This window comes from Halorussus sp. AFM4 (assembly GCF_051194995.1).
Lineage (GTDB): Archaea > Halobacteriota > Halobacteria > Halobacteriales > Haladaptataceae > Halorussus.
This window is the reverse complement of the sequence record NZ_JBNTJT010000002.1, coordinates 549,847-567,539: the sequence shown is the minus strand read 5'-3', so window position 1 is coordinate 567,539 and position 17,693 is coordinate 549,847. Positions and strand designations below refer to the sequence as shown.

Below are 17,693 nucleotides of genomic sequence, written 5' to 3'. Positions count from 1 at the left end.
TCGATATCCCACCTGTCCCCGTTGTCCGACCCCGCCGCGGCGGGTGCGCTCCCCGTCAGCCGTCGGGGTCCGGTCGGCCCGTCGCGGTGACGTAGATGCCCGCGAGGACGACCGCCCCGCCCGCCACGGTGAACGCGTCGGGCACCTCGTCGAGCAGGGCGAGCGCAAGCAGGGTCGACCCGACGGGCTCGCCCAGCAGGGTGACGCTGACGACGCTCGACTCGACGTACTTCAGCGCCCAGTTGATGACCGTGTGGCCGAACACCCCCGGTCCGACCGCCATCCCCAGGAAAAGCAGCCACTCCTCGGCCGGGTAGGCCGTCGGCGCGACCGTCGCCCCGTCGGCCACCGCGACGCCGAGCAGGACGACCGCACAGACCGAGTAGACCACCGTGACGTACGGGACGAGCGCGACGCGCTGGCGGAGCGACCGGCCGGCCAGCACGTAGCCCGCGGCCATCACCGCGCCGACGAGCGCGAGCGCGTTCCCGTAGAGGGGCCGGGCGCCGGCGAGCGCGGCTCCAGACAGCAGGCCGCCCAGCGACATGACCGCGACGCCCACCACGGCGACCAGGATGCCCGCGACCATCCGGCGGTTGACGGTCTCGTCGAGCAGGACGGCCGCGCCGACCGCGACGAACAGCGGCTGGGACTGGACCAGCGTGACGCTGGCGGCCACGGTGGTCCACTCTAGGCTCTCGAACCACGCCGCGAAGTGGGCCGCGAGCGCGACGCCGGTCACCGCGGCGACGCCGGCGTCCCGGACCGACAGCGCCCGGAGGTCGTCGCGGTAGCGGGTGACCGCGAGCGGTGCGAGCAGCAGCGTGGTGAACACCACGCGGTACAGGGCCTTGACGACGCTCGGGGCGTCGCTGAACCGCACCAGGATGGCGCTGGTGCTGATCGCGACGACCGAGACCGCCAGTGCCGCCATCGGCGGGGTCCGCCGTTCGAGCGCCGCCAGCCGCGTCATCGTGCCCGAAGTCGGACGGCGGCGGTTTAGGCGAACCGATTCGGCGTCGCCGGCGGGCGCCGAACCGGTTTTCTCCCGAGCCCGCGAACCCCGATTATGGACAGGCTGGGCACCGCGCTCGTGCTGACGTCGGCGGTGGGGTTCGGCACGCTCGGGATCTTCGGCGAGCTTGCCGCGGCCGCGGGGCTGACGATCCCGACGGTGCTGGCCTACCGGTTCGTGCTCGCGACGCTGATCGCGTGGGTCGTGCTGGGCGCTCGCGGGGACCTCCGCCTGCTCCGCGGCCGGGCGCTGGCCACCGGACTCGCGCTCGGCGTCCTGGGATACGCAGTGATGAGCGGTCTCTACTTCTGGGGGCTGGCGTTCATGACCGCCGGACTGGTGGGGATCGTCCTCTTCACTTACCCGGTCTTCGTCGTCGGCGCGGCGGCGCTGGGGCTGGACGAACCGGTGACCTCGCGGACGGTCGCCGCGCTCGGGGTCGCACTCCTGGGCGTCGCGCTCGTGACCGGCGCGGACCCGGCCGGCGCGGACCCACGCGGGGTGGCGGTGGTGCTCGCGGCCGCGGTGGTGTACGCCGGCTACATCACCGCGAGCAGGTCGGCGCTGGCCACGGTGGACCCGGAGATCCTGGCGGCCCACGTCCTCCCCGCGGCCGCGGTGGCCTACCTCGGGTTCGGGACCGCGACGGGCCGACTCGCCGTCCCGGCCACCGGGTACGAGTGGGGGCTGATCGCCGCCATCGCGGTCGTGGCGACCGCGCTCCCCATCTTCGCGTTCTTCGCGGGCATCCGGCGCATCGGCGCGAGCAGGGCCAGCATCGTCAGCACGGTCGAGCCGGTGGTGACCCTGCTGCTCGGCGCGGCGGTGCTCGGCGAACCGATCACGCACGCGACCGCGGTCGGCGGCGCGCTGGTGCTCGGGGGCGTCCTGCTCGTTCAGACCGGCGGAGCGTAGCCGCGCGGTACGGCTGGCGTAGCCCTCTCGGGGTAGTCGGACTGGCGGTCCGGGCGTGCGAGTCGCCGGGCGAGGAGCCCGCCGCGAGCGACCCGGCCGCGACCGCGCGAGGCGTCCGGTCGGTGTTCGTCGCGTCTCCGGGCTTAAACCCTCGCGACGCCGCGCGTCCGGTCCGCCGTCAGATGTACCCCGACTCCCGGAAGTAGGCGATCAAGATCACCGTCACCGCGAGCATCCCGAGCATGACCGCGGGGTAGCCGTAGGTCCAGCCGAGTTCCGGCATGTTGTACGGGCTGTCCCCGAAGTTCATGCCGTAGACGCCCACGACGAACGTCAGCGGGAGGACGACCGTCGCCACGACGGTCAGCTTCTTCATCACCTCGTTGGTCGACAGCGACAGCGAGTTGAGGTAGATGTCCCGGGCCCCGCTGGCGAGGTCGCGGTAGGTCTCGGTCAGGTCGACGAGCTGGACCAGGTGGTCGTACACGTCCCGGTAGTACTTCTCGGTGGCCTCCCGGATCTGGTCGGGGTCGCCGCGGGCCAGGTAGCCGACCGCCTCCCGGGAGGGCCACAGCAGCTTCCGGAACGAGAGGAGCTCGCGCCGGACGTTGTTGATGGTCTCGAGCGTCTCGACGTCGGTCGAGGTCGTCACGTCCTCCTCGACCGCCTCGATCTGGTCCTCGATCCGGTCGAGCACGTCGAAGTAGCTGTCGACGATGGCGTCGACCACCCGGTAGGTCGCGAAGTCCGGCCCCTGCCGGAGGATGCGGCCCTCCTCGCGGACCACCATCGCCCAGACGCGCTCGACCGCGTCGACCGGCTCGGTCGACATGGTGACCAGCCAGTCGTCGCCGACGAAGAAGCCGACCGAGCGCCGGCGGATCTCCTCCTCGAACGTGGTCTCGCCCCGGCGCAGGGTCGCGGTCTTCAGCAGCACGAACACGTGGTCGTCGAACTCCTCGGTCTTGGGACGGACGCCGTTGCTCACGTCCTCGACCGACAGCGGGTGGACGTCGAACGTCTCGGCGACCCGCTCGAGTTCCGACTCGGTCGCGTTCGACGCGCGGACCCACGTCGTGCCCTCGGCGTCGCGGGCCGACTGGAGGTCGGCGAACGTGGTCGTGCCGTCCGGCGAGTAGACGACCGCCTCGACGGTCACGCCGGTTCACCTCCCCGGCCGATGGCCAGCAGGGTGACGCCGACCATCACGGCCGTGACCGAGAACGCCCGGCCCGGGTACGGCTCGACGACGCCGACCAGGTAACCGACCACTCCGGCGACCGTGAGCGCGGCGCCGGCGGCCAGCGAGGGATTCATATCCCCGGTGACACGCCCGACCGAGAAAAACGTTGTCTGATGTCCGTACTGTTCGACGCCCGGCGGTGGACGACGCGGTGGGTCGGCTACGAGCCGTGCTCGACGCCGCGGAGCAGCCGGTGGACCTTCTCGCTCTGGCCGGGGAGCTTCTGGGGGTAGACCCCGAGCGCGACCACGATGTCGCCCTCGTGCTTCACCTTCGCGACGTGGAGGTAGGCGTCGAACTGGACGCCGGCGGTCGTCGTCACGGTGGCCTCGAACTTCGAGACCGTCGTGGTCTTGCCGAGCATCGTCCGGTTCTGGCTTCCGACCTTCCTCACGCCGCTGACGCTCCGGAGCTGGGAGGTGAACTGCCGGGCGAGCTGGGCGTTGTCGTACTGTGCGAGCGGATTGAAGGACTTGCCCAGCACCTTCACCTGGGGGCTGGAGAAGGTCACGAACATGGCGACCTTCCGCTCGCCCACGCCGGGCAGCCCGACCGACTTGTGGTACTCCGAGATCCAGTTGGTCACCTCGACCTTCTTCTCCTGGCCGGCGGCCGAGAAGGTCCGGGTGACGTTCATCGCCCGCGTACTGTTGTGTTCGTACCCCGTCTCCTCGAGCGCGGCGTCGCTCACCGTGGCCTGCGAGGCCGAGAACGAGACCGGCCCCGAGAGGAAGCCGGCGCATCCGCTCAGTACGAGGAGGACGGCGAGCGAGACGCCGGCGACTGCGCTACGTGTCATGGTACTCCCGGCGTATTCAGCCCGGGATTATCAATCTCGTGGCTTCGGGAAAACGGACCTGTCAGACGCTATCCGTTGCGAACCTGACTATTTCACTCCAGCCGGAACTCGGCCCCGTCGTCGGTGTCCTGGACCTCGACGCCCAGCGCCTGGAGGTCGTCCCGGAGTTCGTCGGCCCGGTCGTAGTTGCCGGCCTCGCGCTCCCGCTCGCGGACGTCGAGGACCAGCTCGACCAGTTCGTCCAGCAGTTCGACGCGGCCCTCGCTGCTGCCGGCCAGCGCGAACCCGAGGACGCCCTCGCCGAGCTCCTCGAACGTCTCGACGGCGTCGCGGAGCGCCCGGTAGTCGTACTCCCCGCGGGAGTCGACGTGCTTGTTGACCGCGCCGACCAGTTCCAGCAGCGCGGTGATGGCCTCGCGGGTGTTGAAGTCGTCGTTCATCGCCTCGGTGAACGCCTCACGCGATTCCGTCACGGCCTCGCGGAGCGCGGCGTCCTCGACCTTCGTCCGGGCGGCCTCGCTGTCGGCGGCGTCGACGGCGGCCTCGTACCCGCGCTCGAGCCGCTCCCAGCGCTCGACCGCCTCGTCCAGCGTCTCCTCGCTGTACGTCTGGCGGTTGCTGTACGCGGTCGACAGCAGGAACATCCGGATCGCGTTCGTGCCGAACTCCTCGACGGCGTTCCGGACCGTGAAGTAGTTCTGGAGGCTGGAGGACATCTTCTCGCCGCCGGTCTCCAGCAGCCGGACGTGGAGCCAGTAGTTGACGAACTGCCGGCCGGTGGCGGCCTCGCTCTGGGCGATCTCGTTCTCGTGGTGGGGGAAGACGAGGTCCTGACCGCCGACGTGGAGGTCCAGCGTCTCGCCGAGGTGGGTCATGCTCATCGCCGAGCACTCGATGTGCCAGCCGGGCCGGCCCTCGCCCCACGGCGAGTCCCAGGTCTGGCCGCCGGGTTCACCTTCGTCGGGATGCGCCTCGCCGGCCTTCCACAGCGCGAAGTCGGCGGGGTGGCGCTTCTCGGCGCGCTCCTCGTCCTCGCCCTGGGCCTCCATCTCCGCGACGTCCTGGTTCGAGAGCTTGCCGTAGTCGTCGAACTCGGTCACGTCGAAGTAGACCGACCCGTTCGACTCGTAGGCGTACCCCTTCTCGACGAGGGTCTCGACGAGGTCGATGATCTCGGGGACGTGCTCGCTGACCCGGGGGTAGACCTCCGCGCGCTCGAGGTTGAGCGACCGCATGTCCCGGATGACCTCCGAGACGAAGCGGCTCGCGACCTCGCTCTCGCTGTCGCCCAGGTCCTCCTCGCCGACGCGCGCGACGATCTTCTCGTTGACGTCGGTGAAGTTCTCGACGTGGCGCACGTCGTAGCCGAGGTGCTCTAACCACCGGTGCATCGCGTCGACGTGGACCCACGACCGGGCGTGCCCGAGGTGGGCGAGGTCCGAGACCGTCAGCCCGCAGTAGTAGAGGAGGACGGAGTCGGGGTCCTGCGGTTCGAACGGTTCCCGCTCACCGGTGAGGGTGTTCGTCACGTGGAGCGTCATTGCCGGCTAGTAGCCCCAGCAGTCGTTTTAAAGCGTCGAAAGGGACACTTGGCGCCGACGGCGCGGCGTCCGCCGGCCGCCCCGAACGCCGCGCCTCACTCGGCGGGAACCGCCGCCAGCGCGTCCTCCACGACCCGGACCGCGTCGGGACCGTCGCGGCGCTCGACCGCGACCGCCAGCCCGTCGCCCGCGACGCCCGCGGCCCGGACGTCGACGTCGGCGGCGTCGAGGCGTCCGAGGACGTGGGCCAGCGCCCGCGCGTCCACGTCGCCGGTGGCGACCACGCCCGTCAGCGACCCCGCGTCGGGCGCGAGCGCCGTCCCGCCGACCGCGAGCACCGCGTCGTCGGGGTCGTCGGCCTCTCCCAGGCCGCTCCGCATCGAGACCGCCGCGGTCCGCGACTCGGCGTCCGGGTCGGGCAGCGACTCGGCGAACCGCCGGAGCGCGGTCGCGATCGACTCGGTGTCGCCGTCGACGTCGTCGGAGAGGTAGCGGGCCGCCGCGGTGTAGTTGACGACGTCCGCCCGGAGCGCGGCCAGGAGGAAGGGCCGGCGCCGGGCCGCGTCGCGGGTGTCCTCGGCGAGTGACATGCGCGGAGCGAGGTCGGGGTCCGGTAAAAGCGATGCGGTAGCTGGGGCGCGGAAGGAACTGGAGGAGAGGACAGAAGACTACCGGACGAGCAGGTAGCCCGCGGCCGCGACGCTGCCGAGGACGGCCAGCACGCCGAGCAGCACCGCCAGGCTGTCCGAGAGGGTGGCCGACGCCGCCGCGACCGCGACCGCGAACGCGCCGAGCGCCGCCACGGGGGCGTTCTCGGCGAGCGAGACGTCGGGCCACTCGAAGCCCTCGTCGGCGTCGTCGGTCTCCTCGCGGGGCGGGGCCGCGAACGCCTCGTCGACGTCCACCCTGTCCTCGCGCTCCTCGGGCTCGACGATCTTCACCGAGACGTAGTCGGTCTCCGCGCCGTGGCCGGTGACGATCTTGAGCTGGCCCTCGACCGGCCGCGGGCCGTCCCCGACCTCGACGCCGACCTGGCGAGTCGAGTCGGCGTCGAGGAAGTGGTTGTTCGCCGGGATCGACGCCACCGACGACAGCGCGTCGTCGAGGTGGAGGTGGACGTGGACCGGCGCGTCGCCGTTCTGCAGCAGGATGGGGAACGAGTCCGTGGCCTCGAAGGACGCGGGCGTCCTGATGTCGTGCAGGCTGTCGTCGTTGAGGCCGACGGGGAGACTGTCTTGCACGCTATCGTCACCTCCAACCGAGGGTAGAAAAAACTACGCCTCCGCGTCGCGCATGTCCGGCGGCAGCAGGTTCGGGATGCCGTCCTCGATGGGGTAGGTCTCCCCGCACTCGGTGCAGGTCAGCGTCCCCGCGAGGACCTCCTCGCCGTCGGTCTCGGTGGCGTCGAGCTCGAGCTCCTGCTTGTCCAGCGGACAGCAGATGATGTCCATCAGCGACTGCTTCATGGTACTGGCTGTGAGCGGCCGGGGCAAAAACGTGACGGGTTCGGCGGCCACGCCGCGCGAGACGCGGGAACGCCGACGCGTCGGGTCTCGCGGCTACGCGCGGGCGCTCGACCCTACTCGAATGGGTTCTCGACGACGACCGACTCCTCGCGGTCCGGGCCGACCCCGACCGCGTAGACGTCGGCGTCGACCTCCTCGCTGACGTACTCGAGGTAGGCCCGGGCGTTCTCGGGGACGGCGTCGTACCCCTCCTCGGCGACCCGGCCCCAGTCGGTGTCCTCCCACCCCTCGAACGTCCGGTAGTTGGGTTCGCAGGCGGCCCACCGCTCGGTGGTGGCGGGAATCGTGAACACCTCCTCGCCGTCGAGGTCGTAGCTGTGGCCCACCTTCACCTCGTCGAGGCCGGCCAGCACGTCGATGTGGTTGACCGCGATGCCGGTGAACCCGTTCGCGCGCGCGGCGTGGCGGAGCATCGGCACGTCGAGCCACCCCACCCGGCGGGGCCGGCCGGTGACCGTGCCGTACTCGCCGCCCTCCTCGCGGATGTAGGTGGCAAGCTCCTCGTTCTCGCCCTCGCCCTGCTCGTCGTAGCCGGGCGTGTCGCCGACCACGCCGCCGAGCTCGGTCGGGAGCGGGCCGCTGCCCACGCGCGTGAGGTACGCCTTCACGATGCCGACGACCTCGCCGCCGCCGACGACGCCGGGGCTGAGGCCGGTCCCGGTCGCGGCCCCGCCCGCCGTCGGGTTCGACGACGTCACGTAGGGGTAGTTGCCGTGGTCGATGTCGATGAGAGTGCCCTGCGCGCCCTCGAACATCACGTTCTCGCCGTCGGCGAGGCGGTCGGCGAGGAACTCGCCGGCGTCGACGGCCATGTCCTCCTCGGCGAGCCGCTCGCCGTAGCGCCGGTACTCCTCGTAGAGGCTGGCGATGTCGAACTCCTCGCCGGTCTCGACGCCGAACACCTCCTCGGCGAGTCGCTGCTTCTGGGGGACGACGTACTCGAGTTTCTCGCGGAGGACATCAGGGTCGAGCAGGTCGCCGACCCGGACGCCGCGCCGGCCGGCCTTGTCCTCGTAGGTCGGGCCGATGCCGCGGCCGGTCGTCCCCACCTCGGAGTCGGAGTCGCTCTTCGCCTCCTCCTCGATGCCGTCGAGCACCCGGTGGTACGGGAAGATGACGTGCGCGCGACGCGCCACGCGCACGTCGGGGTCGAGCCCGCGGTCGCGCAGGTCGTCGATCTCCTCGAACAGCGTCGCGGGGTTGACGACGCAGCCGTTGCCGAGGACGCCGACCTTGCCGCGGACGGCGCCGCTGGGCACCAGCGAGAGCTTGTACTCGGTGCCGCCCTCGACGACGGTGTGGCCGGCGTTGTCCCCGCCCTGGTAGCGGGCGACCACGTCGGCGGCGTCGCCCCAGAGGTCGACAACGCCGCCCTTCCCCTCGTCGCCGAGCTGCGAACCGACGATGGTTACGGTCATTACGCGGAACGATTGTCGGGCACTCGGTAAACCGATTACGGTATTTCGACCGATATGATGCACGTATATGGATAGATACGGCCCTCTCGCACGACCGAGCAACCAGTATCGAGTACAACAGCGGTCGCGCCGCGCCGGTGCGGCCCCGGACCGATAACGCTTTAGTAGTGGCCGCCTGAATTGCTAGCTACTAGCAATAGCGGCGCCGGTCCGGGCGGGCTCCGCCGCGCGGACAGCAACTTTTAAAAGTCTCTAAGACAAGTTAACACGTGCCATGATAGATAGACTGGAGAAGGAAGTCGATATGCTGGAGCGCCATCTGCAGGTCCTGAAGATGGTCATCGAGAGCGAACCGATCGGCATCGTGAAGATGTCCAACGAGACCGGCTACCCCCACCACAAGGTCCGGTACTCGCTGCGCGTCCTCGAGGAGGAGAACCTCATCGAGCCGTCGAGCCAGGGCGCCATCACCACCGACCGCACCCAGGAGTTCGTCGAGGAACTCGACGGCAAGATCGACGAGATCGGCAGCAAGCTGGACGAGATGAAGATCAGCGGTACCGCGGAAGCCGAGAGCTAGAGCTCCGGCACGTTCAGGTGGAAGCCGCCGCTCCGTGACTCCACGAGACAGAGGTGGTACCCCCGCTTGCGGGAGAGCTTGACGAAGCTCTGTCTCTTCTCGCGGCTCAGGAACCCGCCCGAAGTCGCCGACTCGGCGGTCTCGAGCGCCTCGGGCTCGAAGAAGCTCTCCGTGACCTGGAACGCCCCCGCGAGTTCGTCGTGGGCGTGGGCGACGCCCGACGAGGCGTCGACGAGCGACCCCATCATCTCGCCGGTCGTCGGGTCCCGCGACCCGTTGAGGTCCGCGAGCAGCAGCGGGTTGCCCATCCGGTCGCGCATGATGACGTCGAACGACTCCTGTCGCGTGTCTTCGTCGGTGGCGCCCGCGCTCACCGACCCGTGGAGGTCGACGCGGTCGACCTTCGGAATCGACTCGTAGAGGTCCTTCAGCGCGTTCCGGTGGCCGGTGTCCCGGATCTCGTAGAGCAGCTCCTCGACCACCCACGAGACGAACCGGTACTCGAACGAGTCGGTCAGGAACGACTCGAACGACTCGCCCGCGACCTCGACGTCCTCGGCCTCGAACTGGGTGTGGTGCTCGAGCCGGAGGTTGGCGTTGACCTCGTCGGCGTCGACTTTCCCCTCGGCCGCCTCGTCGAGCGTTGCCTGGCCCTTCGACTCGTACCGGACGAACAGGTTGGTCCCGTCGAACGCCTGGGCGCGGTCGAGCCGGCGCTTCCCACTGCCCGACCCGTTGGATCCGGCCGATTCGAGCTTGGCCTCGAGGCGCTCGACCTCCTGGCGGAGCGCGTCGCGCTCGCGCTTGTACTCGTTGCGCTCGGACTCGACGTTCGAGAGCCGCTTCTTCAGCTGCTGGACCTGCTGCTCGCGCTGGTCGAGCCGCGACCTGAGCTCCCGGACGCGGGCGCCCGACTCGTCGTCTCCGCCGGAAGCGTCCGAGTGACCGGAGGGGCTGCCGGCGCCGGCGTCGGTCGACGCCGCGCCCGATCCGGGACGGCCGGACGCCGACTCGGATCGACCGGACGCGCCGGACCGACTGGCGGACGGCCGCGCCGCGTCACTCTCGGCGGTCCGCCCGTCCGTGACGGACGCCGACTCCGCGTCCGCGCCGCTCCCGGTCGCGGTCTGGGTCGGCCCGGCGCCCGGCGACGGACCGGACTCGTCTCCGGCCTCCGCGTCGTCGGGCCCCTCGCTCAGGTCCGGGTCGAGCGACGGGATCGTGGTGGCCTCGCGCCACGCCTCCTCCTCGTCGAACGCGCTTCCGGCGTCGGCGTCGTCACCGTCCCCGTCGTCGGCTTCCGCGCGCGCCTCGGACCCGGCGGACTGCGGAGTCGTCCGTTCGGGAGCGCCGCCCACTCCCTGACCCGCCGGTTCCCCCGCGCCCGCGCCAGCCTCGGCCGGCGCCGACTCGGACCCGGCAGACGGTGCGGCGCCGGCCCGCGCGTCCGGACCGGCCGCGCGTTCGGCGGCGTCGGTCGGCCGGGTTCCGGCGTCGGCCTCCGACTCGGTCACGGCGGCGTCGCGGCCGTCGGCGGTCGGTTCCGGCGATGCCTGTCCGGGGTCGGGCCGCGACGCCGACTGGCGGGAGGGCTCGGCGTCGCGATCCGGCGCGGGGTCGGCGGGTTCGGTCGCCGCACCGTCCGCGGTCGACTGGCTCACCGCCGACCCCGCTCCCGCGGCGGACTGGCCCCCGACGGCTCCCAGGGTCCCCGTCTCGGCGTCGGTCGCCGCGGCGTCGGCGGTCGGCGACTCACCGCCGGGTCCCGCGCCCGCGCCGCCGGCCGCTGTCGACGCGGAGCCGCTGCCGGACGTCGGAGAGCCGCCGGTCGCCTCGTCCGAACCGCCCGTGCCCCCGTCACCGCCGTCCGAGGCCGAACCGGACGCCCCCGCGCTCCCGCCCGCCGACGGTGAGTCCTCCGGTTCGTCGGGTTCCGGGACGTCGGTGACCTCGATGTCGACGTCCGTGACCTCGTAGATGCCCACCTCGTCGTCGGCCCGCTCGAACGCCTCGTCGCCGGTCACGACCTGCTCGCTCGCGCCGACGAACGCGACGCTCATCGAGCGCCCGCCGTAGTAGGCCACGTAGTAGTCGCCGCTCAGGACGTTCTCGCTGAGTTCGATGAACCCGGTGAACTTCCCGCTCGTGAGCGTGGAGTCGACCTCCGACAGCGGCGTGTCGTTCGTGTAGTACTTTGCCTGGGTCTCGCCGCCCCGCTCCTGCATGCTGAACAGGAGCGGCAGCGACGGGTGTGGCGCGGCGTACGCGGTGCCCTCGGCGTCCTCGAAGTCGTCGAGGCTCCCCTCGTAGACCCCGATGATCCGACCGTTGAGCATGAACAGCCACGCGCCACCGGCCCTCACTGCCCCCGAGAACTCCCCGTCGGAGAGTTCGCGCAGGCCAGCGAACCCGTCCCGGAACGAACGGGTTTGCCAACTCTCGACCTGCTCGACCGTGCGCGTTTCCATATTACGTGGAAGCCACAAGCCTCTCAAATATCTTGCGGCCCGAAACGACCTTTTGCCGCGGTCGGCGCATAAACGCGCCTCCCTTGCAAAAGCTCGACCAAAACCACGGCGGTCGTCCCGTTGGTCCTCCCTTGGGCCGCTCGCTCGGGCTTCGCCCTCGCTCGCGGTAGATTTCGGAGACCCCGTTCAGAGGTTCGCCGAGCTCGAACGGTGTATTTCGGTACCGAACTACCGGATGGTCCACGCGGAGTTCGAAGAGAAGTACCGCGAGCGAACGAAGTGAGCGAGCGGCCCAAGCGACGACCAGAGCGTAGCGGAGGGAGGAGCGCAGTGGTTTTTCCCCACGTTTTTGCCAGCGAGCGCCGTTTATGGCGCGAGCGCAGCAAAAAGTGGTTTCAGATCTTGGACTCGGCGTCGTCGGCGAGCTCCTGCATGCGCTTGCCGATGCGGCCGGCCTCGCTGAACTCGTCGTCGCTCATCGCGGTGGCGAGCGCGTTGCCGAGGACGAAGACGGCGTGCTTGTGCTCGCTCTTGGACTTGTGGACGTGCGAGGGCTCGACGTCGAGCTCCTCGTAGGGCTCGAACAGCCCGTCGGTCACCCGCTCCTTGTCCTGGAAGTACTCCATGATGAGAACCATCTCCTCGTGGAGTTCGAGAAGTTCGTCCTTGTGCATGGGCGTGGCTAGGGAGGTATCCGATTTAAGGGTTTCTGAGAACACTTCGCACGCGCCCCGAAAAGAGCGGATTAGAAGACGTACTCGTCCTCGTGACCCATCATTCCCTCGTCTTCGAGACCGGGTTCGCGGTCGTCGTCGTCCATCGGACCGCTGGTCTTGTAGGCCTTGAGACCGGTCGAGAGGAGGTCCTCGATGGCCTCCTCCCGGTTGACGAACTCGCCCTGTTCGACCATCTGGGCGATCTGCATTTCGAGATGCTCCGGGATAGTTATCTCTACCTTCGGCATTGGAACATTGGTGGCTTCGGGAGGGGTGTTCTTAAGTCTGACGGGGAGCAGTACGGTGGACGGCGAACGAATTTGACCGGAACGGGAACTACGGTTCGCGGTCCGTGAACTTCAGGCCTCCGTTCCGAAACAATGGTTGGCGAATCCGGCAGGAGGCCGGCGGCCAAAAAACGTCTCGAACCGCAAAACCCGTAGCGCAGGGCTCAGCGACTGCCGAGCATCTGCTCGATGGAGCTCACGATGCGGCCCGGCCCCATCGCGCTGAGCTTCTCCTCCATCCGCTTCTGGTTGAAGTAGCTGGCGAACGCCAGGATGGTCGGCGGCCACAGGCCGATGAACAGCCCCTGCATCCGGTTGCCGCGCCCGAAGAACTGGTACCACGACAGGGCGACCGACGCCGCCGAGGCGAGGATGGCCAGGTCCGTCGTCGACTCCTCGGCGGCCTCCATCTTGGCCTCTCGTTCCACCGTCCGCTGGTTTTCCATTGACATCGCGACTCCGACTAGGCACAGGCCGTCCTTTGTTATTCAGTAGATGCCCGGGAGTATTGACGACAGGTTGCGGGAGTTCATTCGGTTTTCCGCGGAATCGGCTCGTTACGGTCCGTGAGCTGACACCCCCTCGCCCCCGGAAAGCGTCTATTGAATCCGCCCGCTCGCCCGGAACGGTCGCCCGCAGTCGATAGACCTACCTGCGTCCGCCGCCGACTCGGACGCATGAGCGTCACGGACGTGACCGACCTCCACGAGGAGTTCGACGGCGAGCGCCTGCCGCCGGGCCAGCGGAAGACCGGCAAGTTCCCGGTCCTCTCGAAGAGCGGGACCCCCGACTGGGACCCCGAGACCTGGGAGTTCACGGTCACGGGCGCGGTCGACGAGGAGCTGTCGTTCTCGTGGGAGGAGTTCAGAGACCTCCCGGCCGAGACCCAGCGCCAGGACTTCCACTGCGTGACGGGGTGGAGCAAGTTCGACTGCGAGTTCACCGGCGTCACGTTCCCGGACCTCGCCGAGATGGCGGGAGTAGCGGACGACGCGGTCCACGTCATGTTCTCGGCCCTCGACGGCTACACCACCAACCTGCCGCTCGAGGACTGCATGCGCGAGGAGGTGCTGTTCACCTACGAGTTCGACGGCGAGTCGCTGCCGCGCGAGCACGGCGGGCCGCTCCGCGTCGTCACGCCCCACAAGTACGCCTACAAGGGGGCGAAGTGGGTCGACGGCGTCGAGTTCCTCACCGAGCCCGAACGGGGCTACTGGGAGAAGCGCGGCTACTCCAACACCGCGAACCCGTGGAACGAGGAGCGGTACAGCTGAGACCCCGCGGATTCCGAGACAGTTAGACTAAAGGCTCCCGCCTCCCGACTTCGACTGAATGGAGTCTCCGCCGCGCGACGGACGGGTGTCGGCCGAACAGACCGGCTCCAGCCTCGTGAGCCGGGCCACCGAACTGCCGGACTGCGACCCCCGGCGCTTCCTCGCCGGCCGGGACGCGCCCCGGACGTACTGGACCAGCCCCTACGGCCCGGAGTTCGCCGGGGGCGGCACGGCGGCCCGCGTCGCGGGCGACGGCGACGACCGCTTCGAGGCCGTGAAGGACGCTGCGGACGACCTCTTCGCCGACCTCGACTACGACGGCCCCGAGCCGGCCCGGCCCCGGCTGTTCGGCGGCTTCTCGTTCCACGCCGACCACGAGCCCGCCCCGCCGTGGCAGGGGTTCGGCCCCGCGGAGTTCGTCCTCCCCCGGACCCTACTGACCCGGGCGAACGGCGAGACGTGGCTGACCGTCTCGGCGCTCGACGCCTCCCCCGAGGCGGTCGAGCGCGAACTGGAGGAGGTCAGGGCCGCGCTCGCCGACGAGATCGACGGGGCGGCCGGTGACACCCCGACGAACGACCGGACGGCCGCTGGCCCCGGCAGGCGCGGACCGCCGGGCGTGCTAGCCACGGAATCGACCACCACCCGCGAGGAGTGGGCCGAGCAGGTCGCCGCCGCGGTCTCGCGCATCGAGGCCGGCGACCTCCGGAAGGTCACGCTTGCCCAGTCGCTCCGGGTCGCGCTCGCCGGCGACGTGTCGGTCCCGGACGCGCTCGCGCGCCTCGGCGAGTCGTACCCCGACTGCTTCCGGTTCTGCTTCGAGCCGACCACTGAGGGCGCGTTCTTCGGCGCGACCCCCGAGCGGCTCGCGACGCTCCGGGGTCGGACCGTCGAGGCCGACGCCCTCGCGGGGTCCATCGGCCGCGGCGCGACCCCCGAGGAGGACGCCGGGCTCGAGGTCCGCATCGAGAACAGCGAGAAGATGGCCCACGAGCACCAGCTGGTCGTCGACACCATCCGCGACCAGCTCGCGCCCGTCGCTGGCGAGGTCCGGGTCGCCGACCGCCGGGTCCGGAAGCTGGCGACCATCCAGCACCTCTGGACCCCCATCGAGGCCGACCTGACCGAGAGCGACCACGTCCTCTCCATCGTCGAGGCCCTCCACCCGACCCCGGCGGTCGGCGGCCTCCCGCCCGGGAGGGCGCTCCAGACCATCCGGGAGACCGAGACGTTCGACCGCGGGTGGTACGCCGCCCCGGTCGGCTGGTTCGACGCCGACGGCGACGGCACCTTCGCGGTCGGCATCCGGTCGGCGGTCACCGGCGAGTCGTCGGCGACTCTCTACGCCGGCAACGGCATCGTCGCCGACAGCGACCCCGACGAGGAGTACGAGGAGGTCCAGCTGAAGTACCGGCCGATCCTCGACGAGCTCGAAGATGAGTGACCCCGGCGACCCGGACCCGCGGGACCCCGACGACGCACCCGCCCCGAACCGCAACACCCTCTGGGCCCGGACGCTGGTCGGGGAACTCGCCGCAGCCGGGGTCGACGCGGTCTGCGTCGCCCCTGGCAGTCGCTCGACGCCCCTGACGGTCGCGTTCGCCGAGCATCCCGAGATACGGGTCTTCTCCCACCTCGACGAGCGCTCGGCGGCCTTCTTCGCGCTCGGCCGGGCCAAGCGCACCGGGACCCCGACCCCGCTGGTCTGCACCTCGGGCACGGCCGCCGCGAACTTCCACCCCGCCGTCATCGAGGCCGATCAGGCCCGCGTGCCGATGCTCGTCCTCACCGCCGACCGGCCGCCGGAGCTCCGGGACTCGGGCGCCAACCAGACCGTCGACCAGGAGAAGCTCTACGGCGACGCGGTCCGGTGGTACGCCGACCTGCCCGAGCCCGAACCCGAAGCGCGAACCCTCAGATCGCTCCGGACCACCGCCGGTCGCGCGGTGGCCGAGTCGACCGGCGTTCCGCCCGGTCCCGTCCACCTCAACGTCCCGTTCCGCAAGCCCCTGGAGCCGGTCGCGGTCGAGGGCGACGTGCCCGCGGAGTTCCCGGACCAGGCGCCCCTCGCGGCCGAGGGACGGGACGGCGCGTTCGTCAGGACGGCGCAGGGCCGGCCGGAGCTGACGGACGCCGAACTCCGCCGCGTCCGGGACGCGCTCGCGGACGCCGACCGGGGGCTCATCGTCGCCGGCCCCGCGGACGCCCCGACGCCGGCCCGCGACGCGCTGGCCGATCTGGCCGCGGCGACCGGCTTCCCGGTGCTCGCCGACCCGCTCTCGGGCCACCGGTTCGGCCACGACGACGCGGCCCTGCCGGCCGGCGAGCGGCCGACCGGCACTGACGAGCCCCTGATCGTCGGCGGCTACGACGGCTACCTCGGGGCGGTCGGCGACGCGTGGCCCGACCCCGAGGTCGTCGTGCGGTTCGGCGCCTCGCCCACCTCGAAGGTCCTGCGCAACTACCTCGAACACAGCGACGCCCGGCAGTTCCTCGTCGACCCGGCGGCCGGGTGGCGCGAGGCGTCGTTCACCGCCACCGACCTGCTGGCGGCCGACCCGACGCGACTCGCCCGCCAGCTGGCCGACTCGTCGGGCGGGGCAGACGATTCGGCCGCCACCGCGTCGTGGCGCGACCGGTTCGCCGGCGCCGAGCGCCGGTACTGGGACCTCGTCGCCGAGGCGCGCGACGAGCGACTGTTCGAGGGCGGCGTGCTCTCGGCGGTCGCCGCCGACGCGCCCGACCCCGCGACCGTGATGGTCTCGAACAGCATGCCGGTCCGGGACCTCGACCGGTTCGGCGAGCCCCGGTCGGCCGACCTGACGGTCCTGGGCAACCGGGGCGCCAGCGGCATCGACGGCATCACCAGCACCGGCCTCGGCGCGGGGAGCGCGACCGACGACCCGCTGGTCATCGTGACCGGCGACCTCGCGTACTACCACGACATGAACGGGCTGCTCGCGGTCGCGCGGTGCGGGGTCGACGCGACCGTCGTGGAGGTGAACAACGACGGCGGGGGCATCTTCCACATGCTGCCAATCGAGGCGTTCGACCCGCCGTTCACCGAGCAGTTCCGGACGCCCCACGGTCTCGACTTCGAGCCGACCGGCGACCTCTACGGGCTGGACTTCGAGCGCGTCGGCGACCTCGACGGGTTCCGGTCGGCGTTCCGCGACTCGGTCGACAGCGAGGGGACGCAGGTCGTCGAGGTCACCACGGACGCCGAGGCGAGCCACCGCTTCCGGGAGGAGCTTGCCGAGCGCGCGGCCGACGAGCTCCCGACAGAGTGAGCCCGGACGCGCACTGAATCCACCGGCCGTGTCCGCGGCCCCCACCGGCCGCGTCCGTGAACCACACCGGCCGCGTCTGTGGCCCCCATCGGCCGTGTCCGCGGACCCCATCGGCCCAGTTCGCGGAATCCACCGTCCCAGTCCGCGGAATCGGTCGACGGTGTCCGGTTCTGACCCTCGTTATATCCCGTGATAACGAGAGGAATTTTGATAGCGTCGCGAGGAGAACCCAACCCCGACCATGACGGAGACGCCCTCCGAGGCACTGACCGAGTTCCTGCGGGAGCGCGTCGGCGACCACCTGCGGAGCGTGCTCGCCTACGACGACGAGGGCGCGGACCTGCTGTACGTCCGCGACGACGTCGCCGACCAGTACACCGACGAGGAGATGGCGCGGGTAGCCGACGACGTCCGACTGGAAGCCATCGACAAGCCCCACCAGGAGAGCCTCTACGAGCACGGCCGGCTCGACGCCACCGTACGGTCCTTCGAGGATGCGGTCGAGATGCACTTCCCGCACGACGAGACCAGCGGCACCGCGGTCGCGCTCGACGGCGAGGTGTTCGCCATCCACGACACGTTCCTCGGCCAGTGCATGAACGCGATGGACCCGTAACCGGT

Annotated in this window: 19 protein-coding genes; 6 read left to right on the top strand and 13 right to left on the bottom strand. The window is 70.5% G+C overall.

Going from position 1 to position 17,693, the window contains the following annotated elements:
- Window positions 1-55: 55 nt before the first annotated feature.
- A complete protein-coding gene (locus ACQUQF_RS11030) occupies window positions 56-973 on the bottom strand; it encodes a DMT family transporter (protein ID WP_435178701.1) in 918 nt (305 codons plus the stop codon).
- 96 nt (window positions 974-1,069) lie between these two features.
- Between ACQUQF_RS11030 and ACQUQF_RS11025 the strand changes: the two genes are divergently transcribed.
- Window positions 1,070-1,930 carry a DMT family transporter gene (locus ACQUQF_RS11025; protein ID WP_435178699.1) on the top strand — a complete coding sequence of 287 codons (861 nt, stop codon included), beginning with the start codon at window positions 1,070-1,072 and terminating at the stop codon, window positions 1,928-1,930.
- 178 nt (window positions 1,931-2,108) lie between these two features.
- On the opposite strand, the gene corA is transcribed toward ACQUQF_RS11025, so the two are convergent.
- The 8 genes from corA to ACQUQF_RS10985 all read right to left on the bottom strand — a co-directional run bounded on the left by corA (window position 2,109) and on the right by ACQUQF_RS10985 (window position 8,457).
- The gene (gene corA / locus ACQUQF_RS11020) at window positions 2,109-3,089 is read right to left on the bottom strand and encodes a magnesium/cobalt transporter CorA (RefSeq protein ID WP_435178697.1); all 981 of its coding nucleotides are present in this window, start codon (window positions 3,087-3,089) and stop codon (window positions 2,109-2,111) included.
- Window positions 3,086-3,247 (bottom strand): hypothetical protein, encoded by a 162-nt coding sequence (locus ACQUQF_RS11015; RefSeq protein WP_435178695.1) that lies wholly within the window; start codon window positions 3,245-3,247, stop codon window positions 3,086-3,088. The genes corA and ACQUQF_RS11015 overlap by 4 nt, the downstream gene beginning before the upstream one ends.
- An 86-nt stretch (window positions 3,248-3,333) precedes the next feature.
- Window positions 3,334-3,972: a DUF6517 family protein gene (locus tag ACQUQF_RS11010; protein ID WP_435178693.1), complete on the bottom strand. Its 639-nt coding sequence runs from the start codon at window positions 3,970-3,972 to the stop codon at window positions 3,334-3,336.
- A 92-nt stretch (window positions 3,973-4,064) separates the two neighbouring features.
- Entirely contained in the window at window positions 4,065-5,513 is a 1,449-nt protein-coding gene (gene cysS / locus ACQUQF_RS11005; protein WP_435178691.1) for a cysteine--tRNA ligase, read from the bottom strand.
- Window positions 5,514-5,608: 95 nt separating this feature from the next.
- A complete protein-coding gene (locus tag ACQUQF_RS11000; RefSeq protein WP_435178689.1) occupies window positions 5,609-6,103 on the bottom strand; it encodes a DUF7523 family protein in 495 nt (164 codons plus the stop codon).
- Between the two features lie 78 nt (window positions 6,104-6,181).
- Window positions 6,182-6,754, bottom strand: a complete 573-nt coding sequence (locus ACQUQF_RS10995; RefSeq protein WP_435178687.1) for a DUF7524 family protein — start codon at window positions 6,752-6,754, stop codon at window positions 6,182-6,184.
- A 33-nt stretch (window positions 6,755-6,787) separates the two neighbouring features.
- Complete coding sequence (locus tag ACQUQF_RS10990) at window positions 6,788-6,979, bottom strand: methytransferase partner Trm112 (protein ID WP_435178685.1); 192 nt, start codon at window positions 6,977-6,979, stop codon at window positions 6,788-6,790.
- A gap of 113 nt (window positions 6,980-7,092) precedes the next feature.
- Complete coding sequence (locus ACQUQF_RS10985) at window positions 7,093-8,457, bottom strand: adenylosuccinate synthase (protein ID WP_435178683.1); 1,365 nt, start codon at window positions 8,455-8,457, stop codon at window positions 7,093-7,095.
- Window positions 8,458-8,731: 274 nt separating this feature from the next.
- On the opposite strand from ACQUQF_RS10985, the gene ACQUQF_RS10980 reads away from it, so the two are divergent.
- On the top strand, window positions 8,732-9,037 hold the full coding sequence (locus tag ACQUQF_RS10980; protein WP_435178681.1) for a hypothetical protein: 306 nt from the start codon (window positions 8,732-8,734) through the stop codon (window positions 9,035-9,037).
- On the opposite strand, the gene ACQUQF_RS10975 is transcribed toward ACQUQF_RS10980, so the two are convergent.
- From ACQUQF_RS10975 to ACQUQF_RS10960, 4 genes are all read right to left on the bottom strand, one after another.
- Complete coding sequence (locus tag ACQUQF_RS10975; protein ID WP_435178679.1) at window positions 9,034-11,505, bottom strand: DUF7527 domain-containing protein; 2,472 nt, start codon at window positions 11,503-11,505, stop codon at window positions 9,034-9,036. The genes ACQUQF_RS10980 and ACQUQF_RS10975 overlap by 4 nt on opposite strands.
- 395 nt (window positions 11,506-11,900) lie before the next feature.
- A complete protein-coding gene (locus ACQUQF_RS10970) occupies window positions 11,901-12,179 on the bottom strand; it encodes a UPF0058 family protein (RefSeq protein ID WP_435178677.1) in 279 nt (92 codons plus the stop codon).
- Between the two features lie 71 nt (window positions 12,180-12,250).
- The gene (locus tag ACQUQF_RS10965; protein ID WP_115865556.1) at window positions 12,251-12,469 is read right to left on the bottom strand and encodes a ribbon-helix-helix domain-containing protein; all 219 of its coding nucleotides are present in this window, start codon (window positions 12,467-12,469) and stop codon (window positions 12,251-12,253) included.
- Window positions 12,470-12,672: 203 nt separating this feature from the next.
- Entirely contained in the window at window positions 12,673-12,954 is a 282-nt protein-coding gene (locus ACQUQF_RS10960; RefSeq protein WP_435179524.1) for a hypothetical protein, read from the bottom strand.
- Between the two features lie 231 nt (window positions 12,955-13,185).
- Between ACQUQF_RS10960 and ACQUQF_RS10955 the strand changes: the two genes are divergently transcribed.
- From ACQUQF_RS10955 to ACQUQF_RS10940, 4 genes are all read left to right on the top strand, one after another.
- Window positions 13,186-13,782 carry a sulfite oxidase-like oxidoreductase gene (locus tag ACQUQF_RS10955; protein ID WP_435178675.1) on the top strand — a complete coding sequence of 199 codons (597 nt, stop codon included), beginning with the start codon at window positions 13,186-13,188 and terminating at the stop codon, window positions 13,780-13,782.
- Window positions 13,783-13,840: 58 nt separating this feature from the next.
- Window positions 13,841-15,226 carry an isochorismate synthase gene (locus ACQUQF_RS10950; protein WP_435178672.1) on the top strand — a complete coding sequence of 462 codons (1,386 nt, stop codon included), beginning with the start codon at window positions 13,841-13,843 and terminating at the stop codon, window positions 15,224-15,226.
- Window positions 15,219-17,072: a 2-succinyl-5-enolpyruvyl-6-hydroxy-3-cyclohexene-1-carboxylic-acid synthase gene (gene menD / locus ACQUQF_RS10945; protein WP_435178670.1), complete on the top strand. Its 1,854-nt coding sequence runs from the start codon at window positions 15,219-15,221 to the stop codon at window positions 17,070-17,072. The genes ACQUQF_RS10950 and menD overlap by 8 nt, the downstream gene beginning before the upstream one ends.
- Window positions 17,073-17,313: 241 nt before the next feature.
- Window positions 17,314-17,688 (top strand): DUF7522 family protein, encoded by a 375-nt coding sequence (locus ACQUQF_RS10940; RefSeq protein ID WP_435178668.1) that lies wholly within the window; start codon window positions 17,314-17,316, stop codon window positions 17,686-17,688.
- Window positions 17,689-17,693 lie beyond the last annotated feature (5 nt).

Coding starts and splice junctions, on each gene's coding strand:
- ACQUQF_RS11030 (WP_435178701.1), bottom strand. CDS start 973: ATGACGCGGCTGGCGGCGCTCGAACGGCGGACCCCGCCGATGGCGGCA.
- ACQUQF_RS11025 (WP_435178699.1), top strand. CDS start 1,070: ATGGACAGGCTGGGCACCGCGCTCGTGCTGACGTCGGCGGTGGGGTTC.
- ACQUQF_RS11015 (WP_435178695.1), bottom strand. CDS start 3,247: ATGAATCCCTCGCTGGCCGCCGGCGCCGCGCTCACGGTCGCCGGAGTG.
- ACQUQF_RS11010 (WP_435178693.1), bottom strand. CDS start 3,972: ATGACACGTAGCGCAGTCGCCGGCGTCTCGCTCGCCGTCCTCCTCGTA.
- cysS (WP_435178691.1), bottom strand. CDS start 5,513: ATGACGCTCCACGTGACGAACACCCTCACCGGTGAGCGGGAACCGTTC.
- ACQUQF_RS11000 (WP_435178689.1), bottom strand. CDS start 6,103: ATGTCACTCGCCGAGGACACCCGCGACGCGGCCCGGCGCCGGCCCTTC.
- ACQUQF_RS10990 (WP_435178685.1), bottom strand. CDS start 6,979: ATGAAGCAGTCGCTGATGGACATCATCTGCTGTCCGCTGGACAAGCAG.
- ACQUQF_RS10985 (WP_435178683.1), bottom strand. CDS start 8,457: ATGACCGTAACCATCGTCGGTTCGCAGCTCGGCGACGAGGGGAAGGGC.
- ACQUQF_RS10980 (WP_435178681.1), top strand. CDS start 8,732: ATGATAGATAGACTGGAGAAGGAAGTCGATATGCTGGAGCGCCATCTG.
- ACQUQF_RS10975 (WP_435178679.1), bottom strand. CDS start 11,505: ATGGAAACGCGCACGGTCGAGCAGGTCGAGAGTTGGCAAACCCGTTCG.
- ACQUQF_RS10970 (WP_435178677.1), bottom strand. CDS start 12,179: ATGCACAAGGACGAACTTCTCGAACTCCACGAGGAGATGGTTCTCATC.
- ACQUQF_RS10965 (WP_115865556.1), bottom strand. CDS start 12,469: ATGCCGAAGGTAGAGATAACTATCCCGGAGCATCTCGAAATGCAGATC.
- ACQUQF_RS10960 (WP_435179524.1), bottom strand. CDS start 12,954: ATGGAAAACCAGCGGACGGTGGAACGAGAGGCCAAGATGGAGGCCGCC.
- ACQUQF_RS10955 (WP_435178675.1), top strand. CDS start 13,186: ATGAGCGTCACGGACGTGACCGACCTCCACGAGGAGTTCGACGGCGAG.
- ACQUQF_RS10950 (WP_435178672.1), top strand. CDS start 13,841: ATGGAGTCTCCGCCGCGCGACGGACGGGTGTCGGCCGAACAGACCGGC.
- menD (WP_435178670.1), top strand. CDS start 15,219: ATGAGTGACCCCGGCGACCCGGACCCGCGGGACCCCGACGACGCACCC.
- ACQUQF_RS10940 (WP_435178668.1), top strand. CDS start 17,314: ATGACGGAGACGCCCTCCGAGGCACTGACCGAGTTCCTGCGGGAGCGC.